Source organism: Sutcliffiella cohnii (assembly GCF_002250055.1).
GTDB lineage: Bacteria > Bacillota > Bacilli > Bacillales > Bacillaceae_I > Sutcliffiella > Sutcliffiella cohnii.
This window is the reverse complement of sequence record NZ_CP018866.1, coordinates 1,045,996-1,069,809: the sequence shown is the minus strand read 5'-3', so window position 1 is coordinate 1,069,809 and position 23,814 is coordinate 1,045,996. Positions and strand designations below refer to the sequence as shown.

Annotated in this window: 27 protein-coding genes and 1 pseudogene; 10 read left to right on the top strand and 18 right to left on the bottom strand. The window is 35.7% G+C overall.

Going from position 1 to position 23,814, the window contains the following annotated elements; translation table 11 throughout:
* The gene (locus tag BC6307_RS05225) at window positions 1-297 is read left to right on the top strand and encodes a hypothetical protein (protein ID WP_066412152.1); all 297 of its coding nucleotides are present in this window, start codon (window positions 1-3) and stop codon (window positions 295-297) included.
* A gap of 57 nt (window positions 298-354) precedes the next feature.
* Here BC6307_RS05225 and BC6307_RS05220 read toward each other — a convergent pair whose 3' ends face one another.
* From BC6307_RS05220 to BC6307_RS05210, 3 genes are all read right to left on the bottom strand, one after another.
* Window positions 355-1,908 carry an ATP-binding protein gene (locus BC6307_RS05220; RefSeq protein ID WP_066412154.1) on the bottom strand — a complete coding sequence of 518 codons (1,554 nt, stop codon included), beginning with the start codon at window positions 1,906-1,908 and terminating at the stop codon, window positions 355-357.
* 140 nt (window positions 1,909-2,048) lie between these two features.
* A complete protein-coding gene (locus tag BC6307_RS05215; protein WP_066412157.1) occupies window positions 2,049-2,795 on the bottom strand; it encodes an alpha/beta fold hydrolase in 747 nt (248 codons plus the stop codon).
* 89 nt (window positions 2,796-2,884) lie between these two features.
* The gene (locus BC6307_RS05210; RefSeq protein ID WP_066412160.1) at window positions 2,885-3,937 is read right to left on the bottom strand and encodes an LLM class flavin-dependent oxidoreductase; all 1,053 of its coding nucleotides are present in this window, start codon (window positions 3,935-3,937) and stop codon (window positions 2,885-2,887) included.
* 177 nt (window positions 3,938-4,114) lie between these two features.
* Here BC6307_RS05210 and BC6307_RS05205 point away from each other — a divergent pair, with 177 nt between their 5' ends.
* Complete coding sequence (locus BC6307_RS05205) at window positions 4,115-4,807, top strand: YfjL-like protein (protein WP_066412163.1); 693 nt, start codon at window positions 4,115-4,117, stop codon at window positions 4,805-4,807.
* A 12-nt stretch (window positions 4,808-4,819) separates the two neighbouring features.
* Window positions 4,820-5,266, top strand: a complete 447-nt coding sequence (locus tag BC6307_RS05200; protein WP_066412165.1) for a helix-turn-helix transcriptional regulator — start codon at window positions 4,820-4,822, stop codon at window positions 5,264-5,266.
* 26 nt (window positions 5,267-5,292) lie between these two features.
* On the opposite strand, the gene BC6307_RS05195 is transcribed toward BC6307_RS05200, so the two are convergent.
* From BC6307_RS05195 to BC6307_RS05165, 7 genes are all read right to left on the bottom strand, one after another.
* Window positions 5,293-5,724, bottom strand: a complete 432-nt coding sequence (locus BC6307_RS05195) for a DUF2383 domain-containing protein (RefSeq protein ID WP_066412167.1) — start codon at window positions 5,722-5,724, stop codon at window positions 5,293-5,295.
* 644 nt (window positions 5,725-6,368) lie between these two features.
* Entirely contained in the window at window positions 6,369-6,671 is a 303-nt protein-coding gene (locus BC6307_RS05190) for an iron-sulfur cluster assembly accessory protein (RefSeq protein WP_066412169.1), read from the bottom strand.
* A gap of 13 nt (window positions 6,672-6,684) precedes the next feature.
* Window positions 6,685-7,035, bottom strand: a complete 351-nt coding sequence (locus tag BC6307_RS05185) for an IDEAL domain-containing protein (protein ID WP_066412243.1) — start codon at window positions 7,033-7,035, stop codon at window positions 6,685-6,687.
* A 154-nt stretch (window positions 7,036-7,189) separates the two neighbouring features.
* Complete coding sequence (locus BC6307_RS05180) at window positions 7,190-7,711, bottom strand: type 1 glutamine amidotransferase domain-containing protein (protein WP_066412177.1); 522 nt, start codon at window positions 7,709-7,711, stop codon at window positions 7,190-7,192.
* Window positions 7,712-7,782: 71 nt separating this feature from the next.
* Window positions 7,783-8,073, bottom strand: a complete 291-nt coding sequence (locus BC6307_RS05175; protein WP_066412179.1) for a hypothetical protein — start codon at window positions 8,071-8,073, stop codon at window positions 7,783-7,785.
* A complete protein-coding gene (locus tag BC6307_RS05170) occupies window positions 8,070-9,200 on the bottom strand; it encodes a hypothetical protein (RefSeq protein WP_066412180.1) in 1,131 nt (376 codons plus the stop codon). The genes BC6307_RS05175 and BC6307_RS05170 overlap by 4 nt, the downstream gene beginning before the upstream one ends.
* A 298-nt stretch (window positions 9,201-9,498) precedes the next feature.
* Window positions 9,499-10,782 (bottom strand): MFS transporter, encoded by a 1,284-nt coding sequence (locus BC6307_RS05165; protein WP_066412181.1) that lies wholly within the window; start codon window positions 10,780-10,782, stop codon window positions 9,499-9,501.
* Between the two features lie 171 nt (window positions 10,783-10,953).
* Here BC6307_RS05165 and BC6307_RS05160 point away from each other — a divergent pair, with 171 nt between their 5' ends.
* A complete protein-coding gene (locus BC6307_RS05160) occupies window positions 10,954-12,351 on the top strand; it encodes a tetratricopeptide repeat protein (RefSeq protein WP_066412182.1) in 1,398 nt (465 codons plus the stop codon).
* 71 nt (window positions 12,352-12,422) lie between these two features.
* On the opposite strand, the gene BC6307_RS05155 is transcribed toward BC6307_RS05160, so the two are convergent.
* The 3 genes from BC6307_RS05155 to BC6307_RS05145 all read right to left on the bottom strand — a co-directional run bounded on the left by BC6307_RS05155 (window position 12,423) and on the right by BC6307_RS05145 (window position 15,154).
* Complete coding sequence (locus BC6307_RS05155; protein ID WP_066412187.1) at window positions 12,423-13,850, bottom strand: hypothetical protein; 1,428 nt, start codon at window positions 13,848-13,850, stop codon at window positions 12,423-12,425.
* Window positions 13,851-13,917: 67 nt separating this feature from the next.
* Window positions 13,918-14,424, bottom strand: a complete 507-nt coding sequence (locus BC6307_RS05150) for a GNAT family N-acetyltransferase (protein ID WP_066412190.1) — start codon at window positions 14,422-14,424, stop codon at window positions 13,918-13,920.
* Window positions 14,425-14,557: 133 nt separating this feature from the next.
* Window positions 14,558-15,154, bottom strand: a complete 597-nt coding sequence (locus BC6307_RS05145) for an NADPH-dependent FMN reductase (protein WP_066412192.1) — start codon at window positions 15,152-15,154, stop codon at window positions 14,558-14,560.
* A 242-nt stretch (window positions 15,155-15,396) separates the two neighbouring features.
* On the opposite strand from BC6307_RS05145, the gene BC6307_RS05140 reads away from it, so the two are divergent.
* Window positions 15,397-15,777 carry a YhfM domain-containing protein gene (locus BC6307_RS05140; RefSeq protein WP_483409756.1) on the top strand — a complete coding sequence of 127 codons (381 nt, stop codon included), beginning with the start codon at window positions 15,397-15,399 and terminating at the stop codon, window positions 15,775-15,777.
* A gap of 36 nt (window positions 15,778-15,813) precedes the next feature.
* Here BC6307_RS05140 and BC6307_RS05135 read toward each other — a convergent pair whose 3' ends face one another.
* Window positions 15,814-16,104 (bottom strand): DUF1450 domain-containing protein, encoded by a 291-nt coding sequence (locus BC6307_RS05135; RefSeq protein ID WP_235858051.1) that lies wholly within the window; start codon window positions 16,102-16,104, stop codon window positions 15,814-15,816.
* Between the two features lie 148 nt (window positions 16,105-16,252).
* Between BC6307_RS05135 and BC6307_RS05130 the strand changes: the two genes are divergently transcribed.
* From BC6307_RS05130 to BC6307_RS05115, 4 genes are all read left to right on the top strand, one after another.
* The gene (locus tag BC6307_RS05130; protein WP_066412246.1) at window positions 16,253-16,708 is read left to right on the top strand and encodes a flavin reductase family protein; all 456 of its coding nucleotides are present in this window, start codon (window positions 16,253-16,255) and stop codon (window positions 16,706-16,708) included.
* 220 nt (window positions 16,709-16,928) lie between these two features.
* Window positions 16,929-18,356, top strand: a complete 1,428-nt coding sequence (treP, locus tag BC6307_RS05125; protein ID WP_066412198.1) for a PTS system trehalose-specific EIIBC component — start codon at window positions 16,929-16,931, stop codon at window positions 18,354-18,356.
* A 98-nt stretch (window positions 18,357-18,454) separates the two neighbouring features.
* Entirely contained in the window at window positions 18,455-19,171 is a 717-nt protein-coding gene (gene treR / locus BC6307_RS05120; protein ID WP_066412205.1) for a trehalose operon repressor, read from the top strand.
* Window positions 19,172-19,293: 122 nt separating this feature from the next.
* Entirely contained in the window at window positions 19,294-20,886 is a 1,593-nt protein-coding gene (locus BC6307_RS05115; protein WP_235858052.1) for an aspartate:alanine exchanger family transporter, read from the top strand.
* 39 nt (window positions 20,887-20,925) lie between these two features.
* On the opposite strand, the pseudogene BC6307_RS05110 reads toward BC6307_RS05115, so the two are convergent.
* From BC6307_RS05110 to BC6307_RS25295, 3 genes and pseudogenes are all read right to left on the bottom strand, one after another.
* Window positions 20,926-21,697, bottom strand: a pseudogene (locus tag BC6307_RS05110) (sulfite exporter TauE/SafE family protein).
* Window positions 21,698-21,907: 210 nt separating this feature from the next.
* Window positions 21,908-22,213, bottom strand: coding sequence for a PAS domain-containing protein (locus BC6307_RS25300; protein WP_066412207.1), 306 nt, complete (start codon window positions 22,211-22,213; stop codon window positions 21,908-21,910).
* Window positions 22,214-22,230: 17 nt separating this feature from the next.
* Entirely contained in the window at window positions 22,231-22,440 is a 210-nt protein-coding gene (locus tag BC6307_RS25295; RefSeq protein WP_066412209.1) for a helix-turn-helix domain-containing protein, read from the bottom strand.
* A gap of 116 nt (window positions 22,441-22,556) precedes the next feature.
* On the opposite strand from BC6307_RS25295, the gene BC6307_RS05100 reads away from it, so the two are divergent.
* Window positions 22,557-22,751, top strand: coding sequence for a hypothetical protein (locus BC6307_RS05100; protein WP_066412211.1), 195 nt, complete (start codon window positions 22,557-22,559; stop codon window positions 22,749-22,751).
* Between the two features lie 29 nt (window positions 22,752-22,780).
* On the opposite strand, the gene BC6307_RS05095 is transcribed toward BC6307_RS05100, so the two are convergent.
* Window positions 22,781-23,782 carry an LLM class flavin-dependent oxidoreductase gene (locus BC6307_RS05095; protein ID WP_066412213.1) on the bottom strand — a complete coding sequence of 334 codons (1,002 nt, stop codon included), beginning with the start codon at window positions 23,780-23,782 and terminating at the stop codon, window positions 22,781-22,783.
* Window positions 23,783-23,814 lie beyond the last annotated feature (32 nt).

Genomic DNA, 23,814 nt, shown 5'->3' with positions numbered 1-23,814 from the left:
ATGAAAGAAATAGAAAAAGCAATTATTGATAATTATCAAAAAGAAGAAAACATGATGATTTTAGTGTTTGCACAATGGTGTATAAACAACAATTTAGATCCTGTTTCTCTATACTCCAAAGCTTATCCTGGACAAGTAGACAATATTGCATTAGCACAAGCGATGGAGTTAACAGTCGATAAAGAAGAGGCTGGAGAGATTTCTAACGAGACGTTGTTAGCGGTCCTATCATTATTTGGTAATGACGACTTAGCCTTTGTCGTGTCAGAAGAAATAGAAAAATTGAAGAGGAAATAGTATATAAATAGAGCTAGGTTATCCCGAAAAAGTCGCTAACTACATGTTAGCGACTTTTCAATCTTTTCCAATAGGTAAAAGCACTTCTACTACTGCTCCACCTTGCTCATTATTATAAAGGTTTAATGTCCCACTATGAATGGTTTCGACAATTCTTTTACAAATCATAATTCCTAAACCATTCCCATTTTCTTTCGTTGTAATAAAAGGCTTTCCCACACTTTCTAATATTTGCTTTGGAAAACCACAACCATTATCTACAAAACGAATTAAAATGAAATTATTCGAATTCTTTTGTACAGAGATGTGAATATTCCCATTAGGTTCCAGTGCTTCAACACTATTCATGACGATATTAATGAAAACTTGCTTTAATTGATTGCCATCGCAGTATATACGTGGTATCTCCATATAATCTTGAACTATTTCAATATTTTTCTGAATAGTAAAACTCGATAATAAGACATCCATTTCTTGTAATAGAGTTTTTACATCATACCACTCTTTAGCACGTTCAGTAGGTCTTGCGAGTACTAAAAATTCGTTTGTAATCTCATTTATTCTCTCAATCTCTTTAAGGATAACAGACAAGTATCGACTATCTAATTGGTCTTCTTGTATAAACTGCATAAACCCTTTTATGGTCGTTAGCGGATTTTTTATTTCATGTGCAACACCTGCTGCTAACTGTCCAACGATAGATAACTTTTCTGCATTTTGGATATAACATTCTGTCTTTTGGTACTCTGATATATCATGGATTTGGATCAAGGTTCCTTGTGGGAATGGAAAATAATCTACTAAACAAGTAAGGTTTTCTTCCTCATTTGTTAAGACCACTTTATTTCCCCGGATAGCTTCTCCCCGACTGAATAATACATATAGTTCATTAAACGGCGCTAAGTCTTGAATAAGAGTTTCCTCTTCTTTAATACTCTGAATCATCGCTTGCGCTTTCGGATTTACTTTTACAACCTTCCCATCTTTATCAATGACGATGTAACCCGTATTAGCTTGCTTTAGTATCATTTCATTCATTTCATCTAAATAACGATTTCTATCCAATAGTTCTAATTCACGTTCAATAAAATCTACTACTGTTTCTAAAGATGTTAGAATCATAGGATGTGCATTATTTAAAAAAGTCATGATAGATATCGTGCCTATTAGTTTTTCATTCACATGTAACGGAACACTATAACAAGCCGATTGATGAAGAAATTCATGATAATGGTCCGTTCCAATCAATTGAACTGGGATTTCTAAGTCAATTGCCGCTCTAATAGAACTAATTCCTACTAGCTCTTCTTTAAACTGTACTCCCATTTGTAAACCAACTTGGTGAACAACTGTTTCTTCTAAGCTTTTATCCCCCAAGTAGTCAATAAAATTCCCATCGGCATCAGTCACTGTAACTAATACCGGGATACCACTATTTCTATAAATAAATCTTTCCATAAACGTTTGGATAACTGCCAACCGTTCTTTATATTCATCTCTTATTCTATTAAGTTCATTCCATGATATTTTCGTAAAAGAAGGGATTAATTTTGGGTCTAGTTTATTTTCAATACAACGGTGCCTTACTTTTGCTAAATATTCATTTAACATTATTTTTAGAACCAACCTTTTTTATTATTTCAATAATTATCAATTATAACTTTTTATTACATTTTCTGCATTATCTTATTATTGGTATTACCGAATAAAGGATAAAAAGCTAACCGTATAAAATACGATTAGCCAGTAAGTTACGTTGTCTTTAGCCAATTTTGTAATACATTTAAAAATTGATCTGGGTCATCTAGCATCCCCATGTGAGACGTATCCGTTTCTACCACTGTTACGTAGGAAGATGGGTTTGATAATTTAAATTTCCCATCCCAAGGATCTTTTGTTCCTTTAATAATTTGTAGAGGAATATCAACTGTATCGAGCATTTGCGTTTGATCTGGACGATCTCGCATCGCTTCAAGTGCTCTTATTGCTCCTTCTTCCGAGGCTTGCTCTCCAAGAACCATCGCAAAATGAATATCTTCTTCATTCGCATCCATTGAGAAATACCTCGGTATCCGACTGTCAGCAAATGCTTTTATTCCAATTTGTTTAATAACATCGATATTTTTTGTGTGTTCCACTTTAGAAAGCTCATCATCCTCTGCAGGTGTAGAATATACAGCAACTGCTTTCGTAACATTGGAGCGATATTTATCTACTGCAGCGTATGTAATATATCCGCCAAAAGAGTGACCAATCCAAGTAGCTCGTTCCACCCCAAGTAAATGGAGAAGTTGAATTATTTTTTCTGCGTAATGATAAACATTATGAATGTTTGCTTCCATCGGTTGTGACTTCCCGTGGCCTGGTAGGTCTACAGCAATTACATCGTAGTTTAATGATAGTTCTTCCATAATTTTATCAAATATACGATGTGTGCCGAGAAAGCCGTGAATAAGAACGAGTGGTTCACCTATTCCTTTTCTTTGAAAATATAACATAGTTTCAATCACCTATCGTTATTTTAGCTATAAAGAAGTGGAAATATACTAAAGTGATGTATGCCAAGAGTTTTAAAAATCGACTTTCTTTATTTATTCTCTTCTTCCCATTTTGCTAATTCTTCACGTACGATTGGCGCGACTTCTTTTCCTAACAGTTCGATTGCTTTCATTACATCATCATGTGGCATTGTGCCGACCGGTACGTGGAGCATAAATCTTGTTACTCCAACGTTTTTACGGAGGTGAATTATTTTTTCTGCAACTGTCTTTGGATCACCAACATATAACGCACCTTCTAAACTACGTGCTGAATCAAATGCATTTCGATCATATCGTCCCCAGCCACGTTCTTTCCCTAGTTTATTCATTGCTTGCTGAGTAGATGGGAAAAATTTATCCGCAGCCAAATCTGTTGTTTCTGCAATAAATCCGTGTGAGTGAGAAGCAACCGGGAGTTTAGATACATCGTGTCCAGCATGTTCAGCCGCTCGTTTATATAGATCAACAAGTGGTCTAAATTGGCGAGGACTTCCGCCGATAATCGCTAGTACAAGTGGTAACCCCAATAATCCGGCACGCATAACCGATTGTGAGTTTCCACCACTTCCAATCCAAATTGGTAACGGATCTTGTACTGGTCGTGGATAGACACCTAAATTGTCAATTGCTGGTCGATGTCCACCTCTCCACGTAACTTTCTCAGACTGTTGGATTTTTAATAATAGTTCTAAGTTTTCTTCAAATAGCTCATCATAATCTTTTAAGTCAAAACCGAACAACGGAAACGATTCAATAAACGAACCCCTACCTGCCATAATCTCTGCTCGTCCATTTGAAATCGCATCAACTGTAGCAAAGTCCTGGAATACCCTCACAGGATCCGCCGAGGAAAGAACCGTTACAGCACTTGTTAACCGAATCCGCTTTGTTCGAGCAGCTGCTGCCGCTAATATTATTGCTGGTGCAGAAGCAGCATAGTCTTCTCGATGATGCTCCCCAACGCCAAATACATCTAAGCCAATTTCATCTGCTAAAACTATTTCTTCTACCACTTCACGAATTCGTTGCGCATGGCTTATTACTTCACCAGTATGTGGATCAGGTGTTGTTTCAACAAACGTACTTATTCCTATTTCCATTTTAGATCCTCCTAATAAACGACTTTATATATGTACATGTTTATCTATATCTTTTCACGTCATTATAACATTCTGTATAAAAAAATATCCTTAATTTGCTCTTTGAAGTTGACAAAATACTCTTACGGTGTAAAATTACACTATAAGGATAAATTAACCATAAGGTGGGACGATTAATTGAAAAGATTTATTCGCATTTTCCTGATAACAACTTCAATCATTGGTATCTCGTTTATTGTGTTTGGTTACACACTATTTAATGGACTTCCATGGAAGAAGCATACTGTTGCTAGTGAATTAGAGGCTTATGTCGAAGAAAAGTACGATATTGAAGTAAAAGTGAAGGAAAAAACGTATAATTTTAAAGATGGAAATTATGGAATAATCGCTAGTTTACAAAATCAACCTAACATTACGTTTAGGGCAGAAAAGCTAAGTTCTCGAAAAGATGTAATCTTTGACTACTACCCCGAAGCAATTTGGGTGGAGGAAATAAACTCAGAATTGGCTCCAATACTAAATGAAAACTATCCAAAGGACTTCATTTTCATAGATGCTGTTTATGGTTCTGGACAAGAGATGAACATGAAAAAACAGATTGTTAGTTATAAAGTGGTTCCACATCCATTTTTTGTTCATATTAACGTGGACGAACCAATTAGTGAAGAGCATATAAATAATTATTATGAAATCGTTAAATTCCTACAGGTAAGAAAAATTTCTAATATAGAATTATCAATGGGATTTTCTACTGAAGAAATGAAAGACTCTTCTCAAAAACCAACCTTTACAACAATCCGTATTGAGGCACATAATATTAATAGCATTCAAAAGAAAGAAGATGTTTATAATTTTATAGAAACTTATTAAGGAGATATTGTCTTGAATCGAGAAGAATTAATCGAAATTGTCACTAGTAAGTTAAAACTAATCCGAACAGAACAACAATATACTCAAGATAAAATGGCAGATATGATCGGTATATCAAAGAAAACACTCGTACAAATTGAAAAAGGTCGGATGCAAGCCGGTTGGACTACTACGATTGCCATTTGCTCTCTCTTTCGTGATAGCGAAATATTAACTAGCACACTCGGTGATGACCCTCTCGTACTTGTGCAAACTATTGCTTTTGATTCTTACGCTACTACAAAGACGAGAACACTTGGAGGAAAGATTTGGTGGAGGGAAATTCAACGAGAAGGTGAATATATTCTTCAACAAAATGTTGTTAGCAATCACTATCGAATTATAAATAATGATTATTTTCGAGTTTTTAGTTCGTTTAATATAGAGGATGCGATGAAGCGATTAACAGAACTTTCATAAGTAAAAGCCATCATTCAAGATGGCTTTTATTGTAATAATTGCTTAAGTATGTCAACTTGTTTTCGGCTAGTATTAATGACTTCTTCTGCTATTTGCTTGCTCTCCGGATCAAGATCTCCTTTTACAACCTCTTCTGAATACTGGACACCATAGTTATCTAGCCCTTTTACGGCATCTTCTAACAGTTGATGGGGATTATCAGAGAGCATTGCTTTATGCATATAGCTGTGCATTTTCCCTGTAAACCCTTCACTATCTGCTGGCACCCCACCGAGGTTTTGGATTCGTTCTGCTAGTTTTTGTGCATTTTCTTTTACTTCTTGCTGCATGGATTGGAATGTTTTCTTAAGTTCTTCATCTTCTACTTGTTGTATGTAGTGCTCGTATGAACGAATACCCATAAATGTTCCCCTTAGTAGTGTGTTCAATTCTTCTATTACAACTTCGTTTTCTGTCATTGTTTTCACTTCCTTTCTTTTATTATTTCCGGTTAATCGGAAAAACTCTCATATTTTTCTTATCTACATTGATGGACTTGACTGACTCACAATGTTTGTCCTTGTCGCTGAATTTTGAACGGGTGTTGCACCAGTTTGAGACAGTGTTGCACCAACTTTGGGGCTTCGTTGCACCAGTTTTTCAGGGTGTTGCACCAGAGATTTCTGGTTGCTGACTTTTAACCAGTTGTTGCACCAGTTGGGGACGGCGTTGCACCAACTTTGGGGCTTCGTTGCACCAGTTTTTCAGGGTGTTGCACCAGTTGGGGACGGCGTTGCACCAACTTTGGGGCTTCGTTGCACCAGTTTTTCAGGTTGTTGCACCAGAGATTTCTGGTTGCTGACTTTTAACCAGTTGTTGCACCAATTTGGGACGGCGTTGCACCAACTTCGGGGCTTCGTTGCACCAATTTTTTAGTTTGTTGCACCACAGGGACGGTCTTGCTGACTTTTGATCGCTGGTTGCAACATTTTTAGACGGGATTGTACCAACTTCAGGACTTCGTTGCATCAGTTTTTCAGTTCGTTGACCATCTTGTCCTGGATAGTTGTAATCTCCTTTCGGACAAAAACAAAAGCTACCGAAATAACTCGGTAGCTTTTGTTTAATGGTGGCCGTGGTGGCCTTTGGATGAGTTTGTGATGACAAATCCTTCTTGTGGAACGTAGTAGTATTGAATCCAGACTCCGTCTAAAAAGTCTTCTCTCGTATCTAAGAGAACGTCAATTCCTTTGTCTGTTTTGACAGTTTCATCATGCTCTGTCGGTGTGTCCAAACGTAAGGCGTAGTGGGCATGGTTCCCATGCATTTCTGTCACGTATACTCGTACTAGTTTTCCTTGCGCCTCTTCTGTTTCTAGCATCTTATTGATAACTTTTGCAGCATTACGATTTATTTTACAATTCATTTCTTCTATCTCCTCAATGTGTTTGACTATTTCCATCACTTGAACCGATATTTTTTGCAAGGTCTCTCATGTTATTTAATTTAGCCGAAAGCTCCATAAACCATTCTTTATCTCCAGTAGCTAATGCTAAATCTATTAAGTTTAATAGTTGTTCTTTATTATTAACGTTCACTTCTGGTAACGTTTTTACTTGTCTTGATGATAAAAATATAGATTTGCCAACTTGCCCATCATAATCACTAGAGACAACTTTAACTAGTGCTCCTCTTTCTAATTGGTCTAGAGCTTGGACATACCCAATAATTAATTCACCGTCTTCGGAATTTCCTTTTACCCAATCACCAATTTTCACATTATTAGACATGCCTTCCACCAACCTTTTCATTAAATATTTTGTACCCCTATCATTTTGAGGTTGAGATTTATTTTATAACGGGCAGAAAAGTTTGTCTAATAATATGACTTCTATACTAAATAAAGAAAACCATACACCCACTAAACGGATGTATGGTTTTCTTTTATTTTGCTAATACGTTTATAAACTCTCTCATATAATCCGGTAGGTCTGGTGGACGTCGACTTGAAATAATATGGCCGTCTACTACAACTGGTTCATCTACCCAAGTAGCACCTGCATTCATCATGTCATCCTTAATACCAGGCGTGCTCGTTACTTTTCTACCTTCTAAAATTTTAGCAGAAATTAATACCCAACCCGCATGACAAATTTGCCCTATCGGTTTTTGCTGTTCGTCCATCGTACGAACCATACTTAATACTTCCTCATAACGTCGAAGTAAATCTGGTGACCATCCACCTGGTACTAAAATTGCATCATAATCATTCGGGTTTATCTCTTTAAATGCGTACTCAGACATAATAGGTACGCCGTATTTCCCTATGTACTTTTCTCCTGCTTTTTCTCCAGCGATATCGACCGTTGCTCCTTCTTCTCGTAATCGGAGAACTGGATACCATAATTCAAGATCTTCAAAATCATTGCTTACAATTTGGATAATTTTTTTACCTGAAAGCCTCATGATGAACCTCCTTTGTTCAGTTACTTTATAATCGTGACATTTTGTTACTCAAAATGCAAATAAATGCGTGTTTAAAACATAAAAGCTATTGAAACAATCATTGCACCTGAACCAACAAAAACTAAAGTTCCTAATACTAATGTTCTACCCGACTTTTCTCGGAAATTAACAATGAAAAAATACAGTAAGGCTGTTACAGTGACAAACAACAGAAAATGGATAGTTTCCGTCTGCCCTAACGCGATTTTTTCGATTTTATACATACCGTGTAGTTGATTAACGGTGTATGGATTAAAAAACGGCAATAATAACATCCCGCCAATTACCATTACACCAATGATATTTAATACCTTTTTGTTCATACATTCTCCTTTTCTAGCACAGCATCCACTAATATACTAATCTTTGTAATTGCTTGATTTAAAGATTCTTTAAACTCTTTGACAGTCGTTTCATCGGTTAAGTTTATTTTCACATTAGCAATCTGGTTAGAACCGTTAAAGATTCGGATTGTTGGATCATTCAATTCTTTTATCCGTTTATGTATGAAGGACTTCACTTTATCACGACGTTCATCGTATTGTTCGTACCCTTCTGTCCCCCATTTTATGTTTCGCTTCGTTAAGTATGGCCTCGTTTCATAATGTAGTGGAAGGGAGAAAATTTGGTTAAATACATCGAACGTACATTCAATATGTATATCAAACGTTTCACTTGTTAGCTTATATAAACCATTCCCTTTTTCCGCAACTTTTCCTTTCCACGCATCTTTTGAAAACTGTACAAGAAAGTTAATCCTTCCGCTTCCTACTACTTGACCAACTTCCGAACGAGTAAGGCCTGTTTCCACCGTTTGTATAGAGTCCATTAGCTTTCTGAATCGGATTTTGAGCCGCTCAGCCTCTGTATTTTCTTTAAATTTTTCTAGTAACCTATCATCCTCTTTTAAGTCTAAATCTGTATAAAAGTCTGTTAATACCGAAACAAAGTCTTCATATAACATTTTTAGCCCAATATCTTCTATTTCGGATGGCGGAACTTTTTGTATGAGCTGTTCGTAAGAAATGTTTAAAAATGACGAGCTCGTTGGTATTGTCTCAGGTACTAACGTTAAGTAGAGCAATTTTGTCTCTACTTTTCTATTCTGTAATTCAAAGTGACACTTTAGATCATTTATACATTCGTCGCTAGCATACCTGATTGTTTGCCGGTAACCTTCGTCTGCTTTTAATTTATTTTCGATTAAGAGTAAATAGACAACATCCTCCTTTTCTACTACAGAAACGATGTCTGGTATCCCAACAGATGTTGTCACTCTTGTGTACGATTTCATCCTATATGTGTTTGGATTTTCTATTTGAATTATTTCTTTTAAAAAAGATTGTCCCCAAAAATCTGATTCATTTAACAATGTTACAAGCAAGTTAGAAATAACATCTTCCTTATACGTAATTCCTAGCGTTCGCATAATATTTACTCTTTGTTTCATACCTCTCTCCCCTAAACCATTCATATTTCTTTACGTGTATGATGCTCCGTTTTTTGATTGTCTCTTCGATAGCTAGTTAGTTTTGCATTAAATATTTCCAATTTCTTCACTCTATATATTAGTACGTAAAAACTTAATATTAGTTTCAAATAATGTATAACTCACCTCCTAATTATACCTAATCCTTCCAGCTGAATTCCATATATTACAATCTCATTTTCTTTATAGCTTCAATTTCTTTTACTCAATATTAAAAAGCATTTCAAAGTTCCTATTTCACTTTGAAATGCTCTTTTTATTAGAATGCTATTTTATTATCTGCATCTACTCGCTCGGTGTTCCTTGGGTCTGGAACAAAAATTAAAATGATAAACCCAATTACGAATAGTATTACTAAACTAAAAATCCCGATAGAAGAGTTACCTGTCATTTGTGTAATCACTCCAACTAACAATGGACCGGTAACGGCTGCGAATCTCCCAAAAATATTGTAAAACCCAAAAAACTCGTTTGATTTTTCTTTCGGTACCATTTGCGCAAAATACGATCTACTTAACGCTTGAATCCCACCTTGTGAAGTAGCGACGAGCATCGCTAAAATCCAAAAATCTAAAATCGAGTCCATAAACATTGCATAAATACAAATAAAAGTATAAACAAGGATGCCAGCATATAATAAGTTTTTTGGACCATACTTTTTCGCTAACACTCCGTAAAGAATGGCAAATGGGGCTGCCACAATTTGAACCGCCAATAGGGCAATAATTAAGTCTGTAGCATTTAACCCAACGTCGGTACCGTATGCAGTTGACATCGAGATAATCGTATCAACGCCATCAATGTAAAAAAAGTAAGCAAGTAAAAATAAGAATATTGGTTTATATTTTCGAATATCACGAAATGTTTGTGCTAGACGCTTAAAGCTACTTATGACAATTCTCGGTTCTCTCTCGACATAATGTTCTTGTTTTACATGTTTAAATAGTGGGATAGAAAACACAATCCACCATACTGCGGTGATTAAAAATGCAATTCGACTAGCTGTGATTACCGTAATCGGAATTAATTCCATTTGTGAAAGGATAATAATAGCAATACTTATTACAAACGGTATGACACTCCCGATATACCCTAAAGCAAAACCACGAGAAGACACATTATCCATTCTCTCCTTTGTCGTCACGTCTACGATAAAGGCGTCATAAAATAACCCTGCTCCTCTTGCACCTAAAGCTGTTAATACGTAAACAATTAATAATAATAACCAATTGTCACTTGGAACGTATAATAAGCCCACCGTCGAGCCAGTACCTAGAAGGAAGAAAAAGAAAAAGAATTTCTTCTTCATCCCTTTGTAATCAGCAAGTGTTCCTAATATTGGACCTAGCATTGCTAAAATAAAGGTAGTGATCGCAATCGTGTAGCCTAAATAGGCAGTAGATAAACTGCTCTCCACTCCCGCGTTATCAGCAACAGTCTTATAATATATCGGAAAAATAGCGGTTGTAATGATGATCGAATAAGCAGAGCTCGCCCAATCGTACATCATCCAACTTTTCTCTTGTTTGCTGAATTTTGCCAAACCTAATCCCTCCCTATTGTTCTTTACTTTTCTTTAGTATATAAGAAGGTTGAAAAAGGAAATAGATAGTTTTGTTAATCTTTTGATAATTTTACTTTTAGGAAAATCAACTGGCACTCGTGCTATTCCTTTTTCAATGTGATATAGTGAAAGTAATGGAGGCGATAAAAAATGAAGCACTCGACAATTACAGTAGTAGATGGGAAACATCCGATAACGCTACAAGTAAAAAGAATGGTCATTTATTTACAAAGTAAAATTATCGAAGCATATAATGAGCACGGCGAGGTATATTATTGCTTTTTTTATAAAAATGATTTTCTTAACGTTAAAAAAAGTACGAAACTTCGTTTACATTCTCACATGCAAAAAGCTTTTCAAAACGGGCAACTGTACGAGGCCCCTCATCCACTTATTGATTTAATTCTACCAACTAACCGCACACTAAAAAGCATCACGTTCAAACAACTTTTTTCTAAATTAGAAACGAAATATCCCCCTGTTGAAATTGCACGCGTTGCAACTTTTTTTGAATCATTTATTCCACAAAAAGCACTTTTAAAACTAATCCAAACTAAATATTACGAATACGTTCGCGACGGAAAAATGCTAAAAAGTTACCAAGTGATCCGTGTATTATTAAACTTTGCTCCAAAGGATAAATGGGTGAAGGAATTTGCCAATAAGTTAGAATACTACAAATACGCGACACTATATAAACAGTTAGATAGTCGCTTGTTTATGAAGGATATGATTTTCGCAGAATCAGAATGGTTTTTGAACATGAAAGAAGAGGAAAATTTCAAGCAACTCATCACATTTTATGAAAAAGAAAATCTTAAAGCAGACATTATTTCTACCCACATACATGCTTTTTTGATGGAGCCGACAAACGAACAGTTTCACATGCTATTACAAAGCTTACATGAAATTTTTAGTGAGCAAGAAATTGTTATGATACTAGAAGACATCAATCAAAAGCACTCTAACTTCTCACCAATTCATCATTTCTTACTAAATTTCTATATGGAAAACAACGAACTTGAAAGGGCCATACAACTCATATCAAGCTATCCAATTACCTTTACTCATTCTCAACTTAAACAATTAGCCATTGTAATGGAAAGTATTCATTTAGAAGAAACAGCCGTTTCACCACATAATTGGCATCATATTTTAATCCCGATTTATGAATCAAATCATCAGCAACTAGATAAGATACTCCATCGATATGTTGGCATACTGCTGGAAAGCTATGATCTTCCATTTGCGACTCAATGGTTAGAGCCATTCCAACAGTTAAACCTTCATTTGCCGATTATAGCAAAAGTGAAGAAAATGGGAATGTTACGTAATGACCCTGATCAGCAATCATTACTTGGAGAAATGTATTATCAGTTTCATCTTACGGAACGAGCAATTGAGTGCTTTAGTTGGGAAATGGAGTTAAAGGAAAACGATCCACGACCTGTCCAATGGTTAGCAAAAATTTATCGTGAAGCAGGCCAAATGCATGAATATAAAGCATACCAACAACATTATATGAATTTACAAAATGGTGCTTCATAAGTACTGCCTCCGTAACAATATACGAATCAAAAAGAAACCCGTTTGACTAAGCTCAAACGGGTTTTTTAAACTTACTCTACTTCTTTTAATATACCTGTATCAACATACGTCACTTCACCAGTATGTGCATTCATTTTTTCAATATGACCGACTGTTTTAGGGAAAGAAACAATGTACGATAAGTCGTATACTTTCGGATTGTGAAACTCTTTTACCGTTCGAACTAGTTTCATTTCGATTTCGTTAAAAAATCTGTTTTCCGCTTCATGCAATGGAATAGTTGGAGCTGTCTTTAACTTTTCCAAGCTTAGTTCTTGTTGCTCTGTTAAACGGGTTACAGAGCATTCTCGAATAAGACCACTGTATAACCCTACATGAACATGAGCCTCAAAGCCCTCTATTTTGAAACCATTATAGGTTCGATAAAAAGAAAACATTTGTGTTGGTTCTGGCTCTATATATCCATCATCATCAAATTCTTCTTCCGTTTCTAGATCTTCCAAATAACTCTCGCTTTCTTCATCTAAGTTTTCAACAGGCTCTTCTAGAACGTACTTTTCATGTATAGGGCCTTCTGCTAACGATAAAACGCGTAACGCTCTCTCCTTTAACGCTTCTAGCGACAATTTTACAGCGTGTTCATCCTTTACATATGGAAGGTTGGAAAAGCTAAAGAAACCTGTGTCATCTGAGTAGATCGAGATTAACGCTTCTTCTTCCTCTTCTTCGACTACTAGGTTATCGTCGACCCAAATAGTTGATCCCTCTTCACCAACTTTTTGTACTAAGCTACTATTTACACCTAGCATATCGTTCAACGTTTCTTTTGGAGTGACAGGCGAAACTGTTTGTACTTCTAGTTTTTCTGCTTCCATATATTCCGTCACTGTTTGAATTTCTCCGTTTACCCCTATCCCCATTATGTCATGGTTCGGGCGGTAAATTAGCTGTGCATCTTCTCCTTCATCTGAGAAATAAATGGTAAGTTCAACATAGTTCGCTTCTCGTAATTTTAACTTTGCCTCATCTTCTGAAATCGATAAATTAGGATATTCTAGTTTTACATCCCTTTGATTAATGTTAGCAGAAGTTAAAAGTCCTTCTCTATTAAAATAAAGCGTACAGCCTGTATGAGGAATGAAGATATCAAGCTTAGGATCTTTTTCTTCATATGTAACCATAAAATTATTGGAGCTCCATTCATTTAACATTGTAAAATGCACCTTTTGCTCGAGAAATGTTTGAACAAATAGCTGTGCTTTTTGAAGCATTTCTTCTGTATTAGGCTCAGCTATATAACTTTTTAGAACGTCTTCCTCTTCTTCATAGTCTAGTTCCTTTTCAAACCCTACAAACTCTCCGTCTATTATATGTACAATTCCATAAAGTTCGCCCGTATTAGCAATAGTTAGTTCGTAAGAGTACTCCTCTTCATTAATTATTACTTCCTGCTCATCCAAAATAAACGGCTTCAACTTTTCAGCTAGTTTTTCAAACATATTAGTCTCCCTCTTTTACAATAAATAGATTTCTATATTAATAACGTTTTAATTAACAAAAGGTTCTTTAAATGTTGCGGTAATAGCGGAGGGAAATATAATCTTCTCCTTCTTTATTACCGTATCCTTTTTGTTCATGCTTAAATTGGAAACCTTTCGCTTCATAGAATGGAATTCCTTTCATATTTCCTCTTTGTACAGATAACCATTGTTCTTTTGCACCTAACTGTTTTTGTTGCTCTGTGATTGCTTTTAGTAAAAGCGTTCCAACTCCTTCGTTACGTCGATCTGGATCCATATATAGAACGTACAATTCTCCAACCGTATCACTAGTGAGTCCGCCACCACCAGCCCCGATTACTTGACCATTTTCTACCGCAACAAAATATCCGCCCCATTCTTTACTCGTTTGTGTCACTTCTTTTGTTACTCTTTCTGGCTCGTAATATTCTTTTATAATTCTCTCTATGTATTCATTAGAATAGATATCTCCATAAGTTGCCCATTGCCCTTTAGCACATACATCACAAATGCCTGCTACATGATTTACGTCTGCCTTAACGATTTTCACCATAGGAAAAAACCTCCATTTTTCACTTAATTATTTCAAACCATTAGGCATTTTTCAATTATTAAATACATTGTAAATTGCTTAAGACCGTTTTTTCCCACAAAAAAAAGAAGGCATATGCCTCCTTTATTTGTTATTATCTAACTGTTTTTAAAGCTCCACTCCAAGAAACTACTTCGTCTAACATTGCGTTCACGTTAGCTTCATGAAGGTCAGCTGGTTTGAATTCGCTCATGTTTTCAAAATCTGTGAATAGAGATAATGTTGGATGAGTACGAACGTCAGCGATTTTTAATTCACCACAAATTCCACGTAAATGTTCAGCTGCACGAGCTCCACCAGTAGAACCGTAACTTACGATACCAGCAGCTTTGTTGTACCAAGCTTCACGAGCAGAATCTAGAGCATTTTTTAATGCACCAGTAATACTGTGGTTGTATTCTTGAACGATAAATACGAAACCGTCTAAGCTAGCTAATTTTTCGTTCCATTGTGCTAAGCTTGGCTCTTCTCCAGTACCTTCACCTAGTAATGGTAGTTTGAAGTCTGCAATATCAACTATTTCGTAGTTTGCATCTCCACGTTTTTCTGCGATACCTTTAACCCACTCTCCAACTTGTGGACTCACACGACCTTGACGAGTACTTCCTAAAACGATACCAATGTTTAGTTTTTCTGCCACTTTAACTTCCTCCTCTGTTTGTTTTCCAAATAATTTAGCTAAAAAGCTCATTTTTTCTCACTCCTAAATTTCTTAAAGTAAGCGGAAAAAATTATTAACTTACTTTATGTAAGTAATTATATTTCTATATTATACTTAAGTCAAGTATTTTTAATTCGAAATATATTTATATAACAAAAAACAAGGTTACTATATTTATAGAACTAGTCATTTACACTTTTTTCACGTTTAAGCGCAACTTTTCCTTTATTGAGGCGTCATATAAAAAAAGGGGGCTGTAAGTTTTGAAAAAAATGATTCTGTTTATATGCTTTTCCGTATTAGTAGCTTGTTCTTCACCTAAAGAAGAGCCATTAAATAGTATTAAGAAAGATGAGGTAAAAGAAGTAACTGTATACAAAATGATAAGTTTTTATGAGGTGTCGGAAGAACAGCCATTCATTTTTGAAGAAAAGGATGATATTGACACATTTCTACATGCTGTTGATAGCGCAAAACGAGAGCCTGGGGTTGTCGATATGGCAGACCCAGAGTATAAGTTTAAAATTGGGAAAAAATATTACTTCCTTTGGATTCACGAAAAGTCAGGTACTATTATGAACACATCAGATACAAACACCATATATTCTTTAACAAAAGAAAGTGCTGAGAAGCTATTTTTACTGTTACAGTAGAGAAAAAAGGTGCCGAACATATTCGACACCTTTTCTTTATCGGAAAAATTCCTCTAATTCTTGTTCAATCTTCACTTTTATATTATCTACACAATCATCTAACGTTTTACCGAAAACTCTATCTCCGTTCACAAGTGCATACGGTCGCATTTTACATAAACCACAAAGGTTTAAGCATTCATAACGCATAACCGCTACTTCCATTTCATTTTCGAACAGATCTTCTAACGGTAACGTTGATAATAGATTTGAACTACATACTTCTACAAGAACTAAACTCATGACGACACTCTTTTCTACCTTTGACTTCATTAACAATATAACCATAAAATTGGGCTCTCATAAAAGAAAAATGCTTCAATCTATTCTAAAAGCGTTAATTAGTAAATAGAAAAGAATAAGGTCATTTTTTTCATTATAAAGGTAGGTGAATAGTTTGGATAAACAATTAAGTGAACAAACATTTAAAGAAGTGATGGGAAATTATCCTACCGGGGTAACAATTGTTACTACTACGGATGATCATGGAACTCCTTTAGGATTAACGGTAAACTCTTTTGCTTCCGTTTCTATTGACCCGCTATTAATACTTTGGTCCATTGATAAAAAAGTTTCATCCTATGATGTATTTATTAATACTGGGAAATTTGCTGTGCATATTTTAGCTTGTAACCAATCAGATCTGTGTAACCTTTTTGCGAAGAAAGGTGCAGACAGGTTCGGAAACTCCGATTGGGAACTTAGCACCATCAACCTTCCGATTATAAAAGAAACGGCTGCAGTTCTGCAGTGCAACACCTTTAAAGCAGTAGATGCCGGTGACCATACAATCTTAATTGGAGAGGTAATGGAAATCACAAATAACAATAAAGAGCCTCTACTTTATCATCGACGAAAGACCGGTAACATACCAATTGAATTTTACAAATAAGTTCGTAGCATGCATTAGGGACCTTCCTAAAAGCATGCTTTTTCTTTTTTCGACATCTTTTTTGTTGACATACTTGTATATACAAGCTAAAATGAAAACGTAAACATAACTTGTATATACAGGGTGTCGGTAGATGTAAGCGGTCTCCTATTATCTCGTATATACATTGTTTCATATATACGGTTGGTCGTAAAAAGCCAATGAATAGGAGGATTTTCAAATGAGTAAATATTCCGCTCCAGCGCAAGAGCTGTTAGAGCATATCGGGGGAAAAGAGAATGTCGCAACGGTCACACATTGTGTAACGAGAATGCGCTTCGTCTTAAAAGATCCTAAACTAGCAAATATAGAAAACATCGAAAATATTGATCTCGTAAAAGGAACATTCACACAAGCTGGACAGTTCCAAGTTATTATCGGAAATGAAGTTTCATCGTTTTATAATGATTTCGTGAAAATTGCAAACATAGAAACTGCTTCTAAAGACGAAGCAAAAGTTGCTGCGAAACAAAATATGAATTGGCTACAACGGATGATTGCACACTTAGCAGACATTTTCACACCAATTATTCCAGCACTTGTTGTCGGTGGTTTAATATTAGGTTTCCGAAATGTTATTGGAGACATAAAGCTTTTAGAAGATGGTACAAAAACGATTGTAGACGTATCACAATTTTGGGCAGGAGTTCACGCTTTCCTTTGGTTAATTGGTGAGGCAGTCTTCCACTTCTTACCTGTCGGGATAACGTGGGCAATCGCTAGAAAGATGGGTACTTCTGAGATTCTCGGAATTGTTCTCGGTATTACGCTAGTATCACCTCAATTGTTAAACGCTTACGGTGTTGCTGGTGCCGATTCTATTCCAGTATGGGATTTCGGCTTTATGCAAATCGAAATGATCGGGTATCAAGCTCAAGTTATCCCTGCCATTCTTGCTGGGTTTTTACTAACCTATTTAGAAAGAAAGTTACGAGATATAACACCGAACTCGATTTCAATGATTGTTGTTCCGTTTTTCGCATTAATTCCAACTGTTCTGATTGCACACACAGTTTTAGGTCCAATCGGCTGGAGCATCGGTTCTGTCATTTCTGATGTCGTATATACAAGTCTTTCTTCTGCTTTCGGTTGGTTATTTGCAGCAATTTTCGGTTTTGCTTATGCTCCATTAGTCATTACTGGTTTACACCATATGACAAATGCGATTGACTTACAATTAATGAGTGAGATAGGTGGCACGAACCTATGGCCAATGATTGCACTTTCTAATATTGCACAAGGTTCTGCAGTTCTAGCAATGATTTACATTAATCGTAAAAACGAAGCCGAAAAACAAGTTTCTGTACCGGCAGCGATTTCTTGTTATCTAGGTGTTACAGAGCCAGCTATGTTCGGTATTAACTTAAAATACGGATTCCCATTTTTAGCTGCAATGATCGGTTCAATGATGGCAGCTGTAATATCTGTAAGTAGTAACGTGATGGCTAACTCTATCGGTGTTGGTGGATTGCCAGGTATTTTATCTATTCAACCACAACATATGGTAATGTTCGCACTTGCTATGATCGTTGCGATTGTCGTTCCATTTATGTTAACGATTGTATTTGCTAAAACAAATATGGGTAAAATTTCATTTAAGAGAAAATAAGGCTGTGAAAGGAAGGGAATTTACCCTTCCTTTTTTATAAAGTTTCGTTACAATGTATATATGTATATAATAAGTATTTATTGAACGGAGATTTTTTTATGAAAAATAAGTATTTAATGATATATCAGCAACTGGTTGATCTAATAAAAACTGGAGAATTAAAGGCTAACACACTATTACCTTCTGAGCATGAACTGAAAGATCAATATGACACTTCGAGAGAAACCATCCGAAAAGCGTTAACGCTCCTTTCCCAAAATGGCTATATCCAAAAAGTAAAAGGAAAAGGCTCGATTATTATAGATGTAAATAAATTTGATTTTCCTGTCTCAGGCTTAGTTAGCTTTAAAGAGCTAGCAGAAAAAATGGGCAATACACCAAAAACGGTTGTCCACGAACTTACACTCGAAAAACCGAGTGACTTTATTAAACAACAATTAAAGCTTAATAATAAAGATCAAGTTTGGAAGGTCGTTCGTACGAGAGAAATGGCTGGCGAGAAAATTATTTTAGATAAAGACTATCTTGTAAAAAAATACGTGCCAGAACTTACGGAAGAAATTTGTGAGGATTCTATTTATAACTACCTAGAAAATGAGCTAGACTTATCGATTAGCTTTGCAAAAAAAGAAATCATCGTCGTCGAACCGACAGAAGAAGACCGCGAACTTTTAGATCTTGATGGCTTTCATAACGTCGTTGTTATAAAAAACTACGTTCACTTAGAAGACGCTAGCCTATTCCAATATACAGAATCACGACACCGACCTGACAAATTCCGGTTTGTTGATTTTGCGAGAAGGAGTCATTTGTAAAAGACTTATCCTAAATATATGGATAAGTCTTTTCGTCTAATTAATGAACACCCCTTTTTTCACTTCAAATGGTTATAATAACAAATAGATATGTAAGTAGTTTGGAGGCATTTTGTTTGGAAGTGTATATACGTTTACTAGAAGAGCCACTGTTATTATTATTTTTCATATTGTTTTTAGGGTCATGGCTCGGACAAGCAAAAATGAAAGGGTTAAGTTTAGGTTCAGCCGGTGTACTCCTTGTAGCGATGGTTTTCGGACATTACGGCTTTCAAGTATCACCTGTTGTACAAAACTTTGGGTTAAGTTTATTTATCGTTGCAGTAGGATTACAAGCTGGGCCAAGATTTTTTCGTATGATTCGTACGAGTGGCCTTATATTTGGAATAATTGCGTTAGTTGTAGTGTTATCAGCTTCGATCACAACGATTATTGTTTCGAAAACACTCCATCTTCCTGAAGCACTTAGCATTGGTTTAATGACAGGTGCGTTAACGAGTACACCCGGACTAGCTGCTGCTCTTCAAGCAACAAACGATCCGTTAGCATCAGTTGGATACGGAATTGCTTATCCTTTCGGTGTTTTAGCAGTCGTTCTCTTTGTACAGCTTTTACCAAAATTACTTAAAGTTGATTTAATGAAAGATTTACAGGAGAAAGATAATCCAGTTAGAAATGAAGTTTCACCTGTTGTCTTAACGATAAAAATTACAAACCCTTCTATTAATAAAAGAACGTTAAAGGAGCTAAGATTTCAAAAGAAACATGATGTTGTTATTAGTCGTGTCATACGTGGCCACCGTAATATTATTGCCCTTAATGATACTGTTCTCTTACAAGGAGACCATCTTGTTTCTGTAGGAACGAGAGAAGCTCTTCAACGTTTTTGCGATGATGTTGGGATGGAAGTCGAAACGAATCTCCAAAACGTAGACCATATTAAACTTCGTAAAGTTACTGTTGATACTGACGATATAATCGGTAAAAGTTTAAAAGAATTACAATTACGAAGAATATACGGAGTAACCGTAACAAGATTAGAACGTGGCGGAATTGAGTACAGCCAAAATGCAAGAATGCGTTTAGAGCGTGGAGACGTTTTAACGATTGTTAGTAGTGAAGATCGTTTAAATGATGTGGAAAAACTTTTTTCAAATAAATCATTAACAGTTACGAACGTTCACATTTTTTCCTTAAGTATTATTTTATTAATCGGGATTATATTTGGTATGATACCTATTCATTTACCTGGGTTAGGTACTGTTACGTTAGGTGTTGCTGGCGGTCCGTTATTCGTGGCATTAATAATAGGGCACTTCGGTAAACTAGGGCCTATTCAAGCACGATATTACCAGCCATCTAATCAAGTAATTCGCGATTTAGGACTTGTATTATTTTTAGCCGGTGCTGGAACAACAGCAGGACAAGGCATAGTTGAAGTTGTCCAAACAGAAGGAGTACGTTTAGTTTTGGGTGGTGGAATTATTACGATTGTACCTATTGTTGCAGGCTTCCTTGTAGCTCGTCACCTTTTCCGTTTAAGCTATGTTCATTCCTTAGGCGCACTTTGCGGTGGGATGACAAGTACACCAGGTTTAGGGTCTGTTAACCAACTTGTTGATGCGGACGATCCGAACATTGCCTATGCTGCCGCTTACCCTTTTGCACTAATACTTGTAGCAGTTTTTTCACAGTTATTAATATTCTTTGTTTAAAAACCCTCTTAATTTATTGGAAATTAAGAGGGTTTTTCTTTACAATATGTCCAACCAAATTTTAATTGCGGTTGCAAAAATGATAATGGCTAAAATTACTTGTAATATTTTCGTATTCATCTTTTTCCCTGCCATTGCCCCTAATGGTGAGGCAATTAAACTTGCAATAATCATTATGAAGGCTGGATAATAATCGATTTGACCTGTCGATATTTTTCCTAATGTTGCTCCGATGGATGAAATAAAGGTAATGGCTAAACTAGATTGTCATACGTGTAGGTATTTTCAATACTACAAGCATTATTGGGACTAATAAAAATGCACCAGCAGCTCCTACAATCCCAGCTCCAACTCCAACAATAAGAGCTAAAATAGCCGCAAGCCATTTATTAAAGGTTACTTTATCAAGCGGAATGTCATCAATACCCTTTTTCGGTACAAACATCATTACTGCTGCGACTAATGCTAAAATACCGTAAATTAAATTGATTCCACCTTCAGACATTAATTTAGAACCGTAACCACCAATAAAACTACCAATTAAAATAGCTCCACCCATATAAAAAATTAATGGTTTGTTTAAGTATCCACCTTTACGATAGGCCCACATTCCACCTAACGTTGCAAAAAACACTTGGATTGCACTAATGCCAGATACCTCATGTGAAGTAAAGGCAGCTAAGCCAAACATTGGCGGAATATATAGAAGCATCGGATATTTAATTATAGATCCACCAATTCCTAACATCCCTGAAATATAAGAACCGATAAAGCCAATTAAGAAAATAGTTATAATAAATGCGAAATCCATCTTATTCTCCTCCTAACAACACTACCACTTATACCTAACAGGGTATATTAATAGCTAAAAAAAATAGTTGAAACTACTTTATCAATATCACCATCATATACCCATATAGGTATTTAGTCAACCTATAAAATTATTTGGTGAGCTACAGCGGAGGTAAAGAAGATTAAATTAAAATAGTAAAGGAGTGGCGTATTACCTCCACCCCTTTACTTATTCTAATTCACTTACGTCCATAGAGGCCGTTACAACACCAACTATCTCTTTTTTGTCATTATATAGTGGTTCTCCAAACACAAAATAACAATGCTCTCCACTTGAAAGAGGAAAACAAATTTTCCTTTTTATAGGTTTCCCCTCTTTAATAACATCACGTTTTAATTTCATTAAATTTATCGTACCATTGTTCAACGCAAGTTCATCGTCCCTCTTGCCAATACTGCTTTCAGGATTGAAATCAGGATGAGGATTAAAAAGCCAAGTGTATCGTAAATCTAAATCACAATGTGCAACAATCATTGGAGAATTTCTTAACGCTAATTGAAGAGGCTCACTATATTCATTAGCAAAAAAGCTGATGAGTGTACGCCTAACACATTCGCAATATTTCGGGCAACTACAAAACTCGGATTCCGAAGACCGTTCTCAATCTGGGAATAAAAAGCTCGATTGATGAACGCTTTAGATGCTACTTCTCCTTGCGTTAAATTTCTTTCCTTTCTAACTTGCTTTAACCATTCTCTCATATTATTAATTGTCCTTTCACAACGATAAGTAATGTTGCAAATAGCCACTTTATGCGTTTTCATTATAAGGTAAAATAATGGAACAGAAAAGTATTTTAATAATTTTGGAGGGTTTCATGAAAGGAAAAAAAGTCATCTATCAAAATAAAACATACATCATTCTGCATAGTTACGGTAATGGGAATATAGAAATTTTAGAAGAAAAATCTAAAAATTATAATGAAATAAAGTTAGTGACAATACAAGAAGTCCAAATCATAACAACTAAAAAAAACAATGGGAAAAACGATTCGTTTCACCCACTGTTTTAAGACATATCGAACGCCTCTTTTATTGACTATCACTTTCCTTCGACTACTTCTTTTAATATTTCATAAGAACGCTTTTGTTTATCGGGATCGTATATATAAGAAACTGCCATTAGTTCATCTACGTTATATTTTTCCTGGAAACTTATTAACTGTTTACGAATGGAATTTTTACTACCTAGTAACGTAACACTAGACATCGATAAAGCCATTTGCTTTTCTGCTGGACTCCAAATATCATCCATACTGTCTACTGGGGGCATTAATGGGCTTTGCGTACCTCTAACTACATTAAGGAAAAACTGTTGCATCGTTGTAATTTCTTTAAACGCTTCTTCATCCTCGTCTGTTGCAATGACATTTAAACACACCATCATATATGGTGCATCTAAGTATTCGGAAGGCTTAAAATTATTTCGATAGATGGAGATTGCTTCTTCCATGTGCTGCGGTGCGAAATGGGAAGCAAACGCATATGGCAATCCTAGCTTTGCTGCTAAATAAGCAGAGTCTGTTGAAGAGCCTAGTATATAGATAGGAACATTCGTATTTACACCTGGATAAGCTTTAACATACCCTTGCTTTTCTAATGGTCCAAAATAAGTTAACAGCGCATTTACATCATCTGGGAATGTATAGACAGAGTCGTTTTTAGAGCGGCGTAATGCACTCGCTGTTAACATATCTGTTCCAGGTGCACGTCCAAGTCCTAAGTCTAGACGATCTGGATAAATGGTTGCCATCGTTCCAAATTGCTCTGCTACTACTAATGGAGAATGGTTTGGAAGCATAACTCCACCAGAGCCTACTCGTATTTTTTCTGTATGCTCTAGCGTATGTTTAATTAAAATGGAAGTTGCGGAACTAACTAAAGTAGGCGTGTTATGGTGTTCAGCAATCCAATAACGTTTATAACCCATTTTTTCTGTAGCTTGAGCTAGATCAACCATTGCCTCAATTGCATCTTTCGGTTCTTGACCTTTTCTAATGGGAGCTAGGTTCAAAACAGAAACTGGTATTTGTATATTAATCATAAATAATTATCCTTTCTACCTAAAAGTTACAA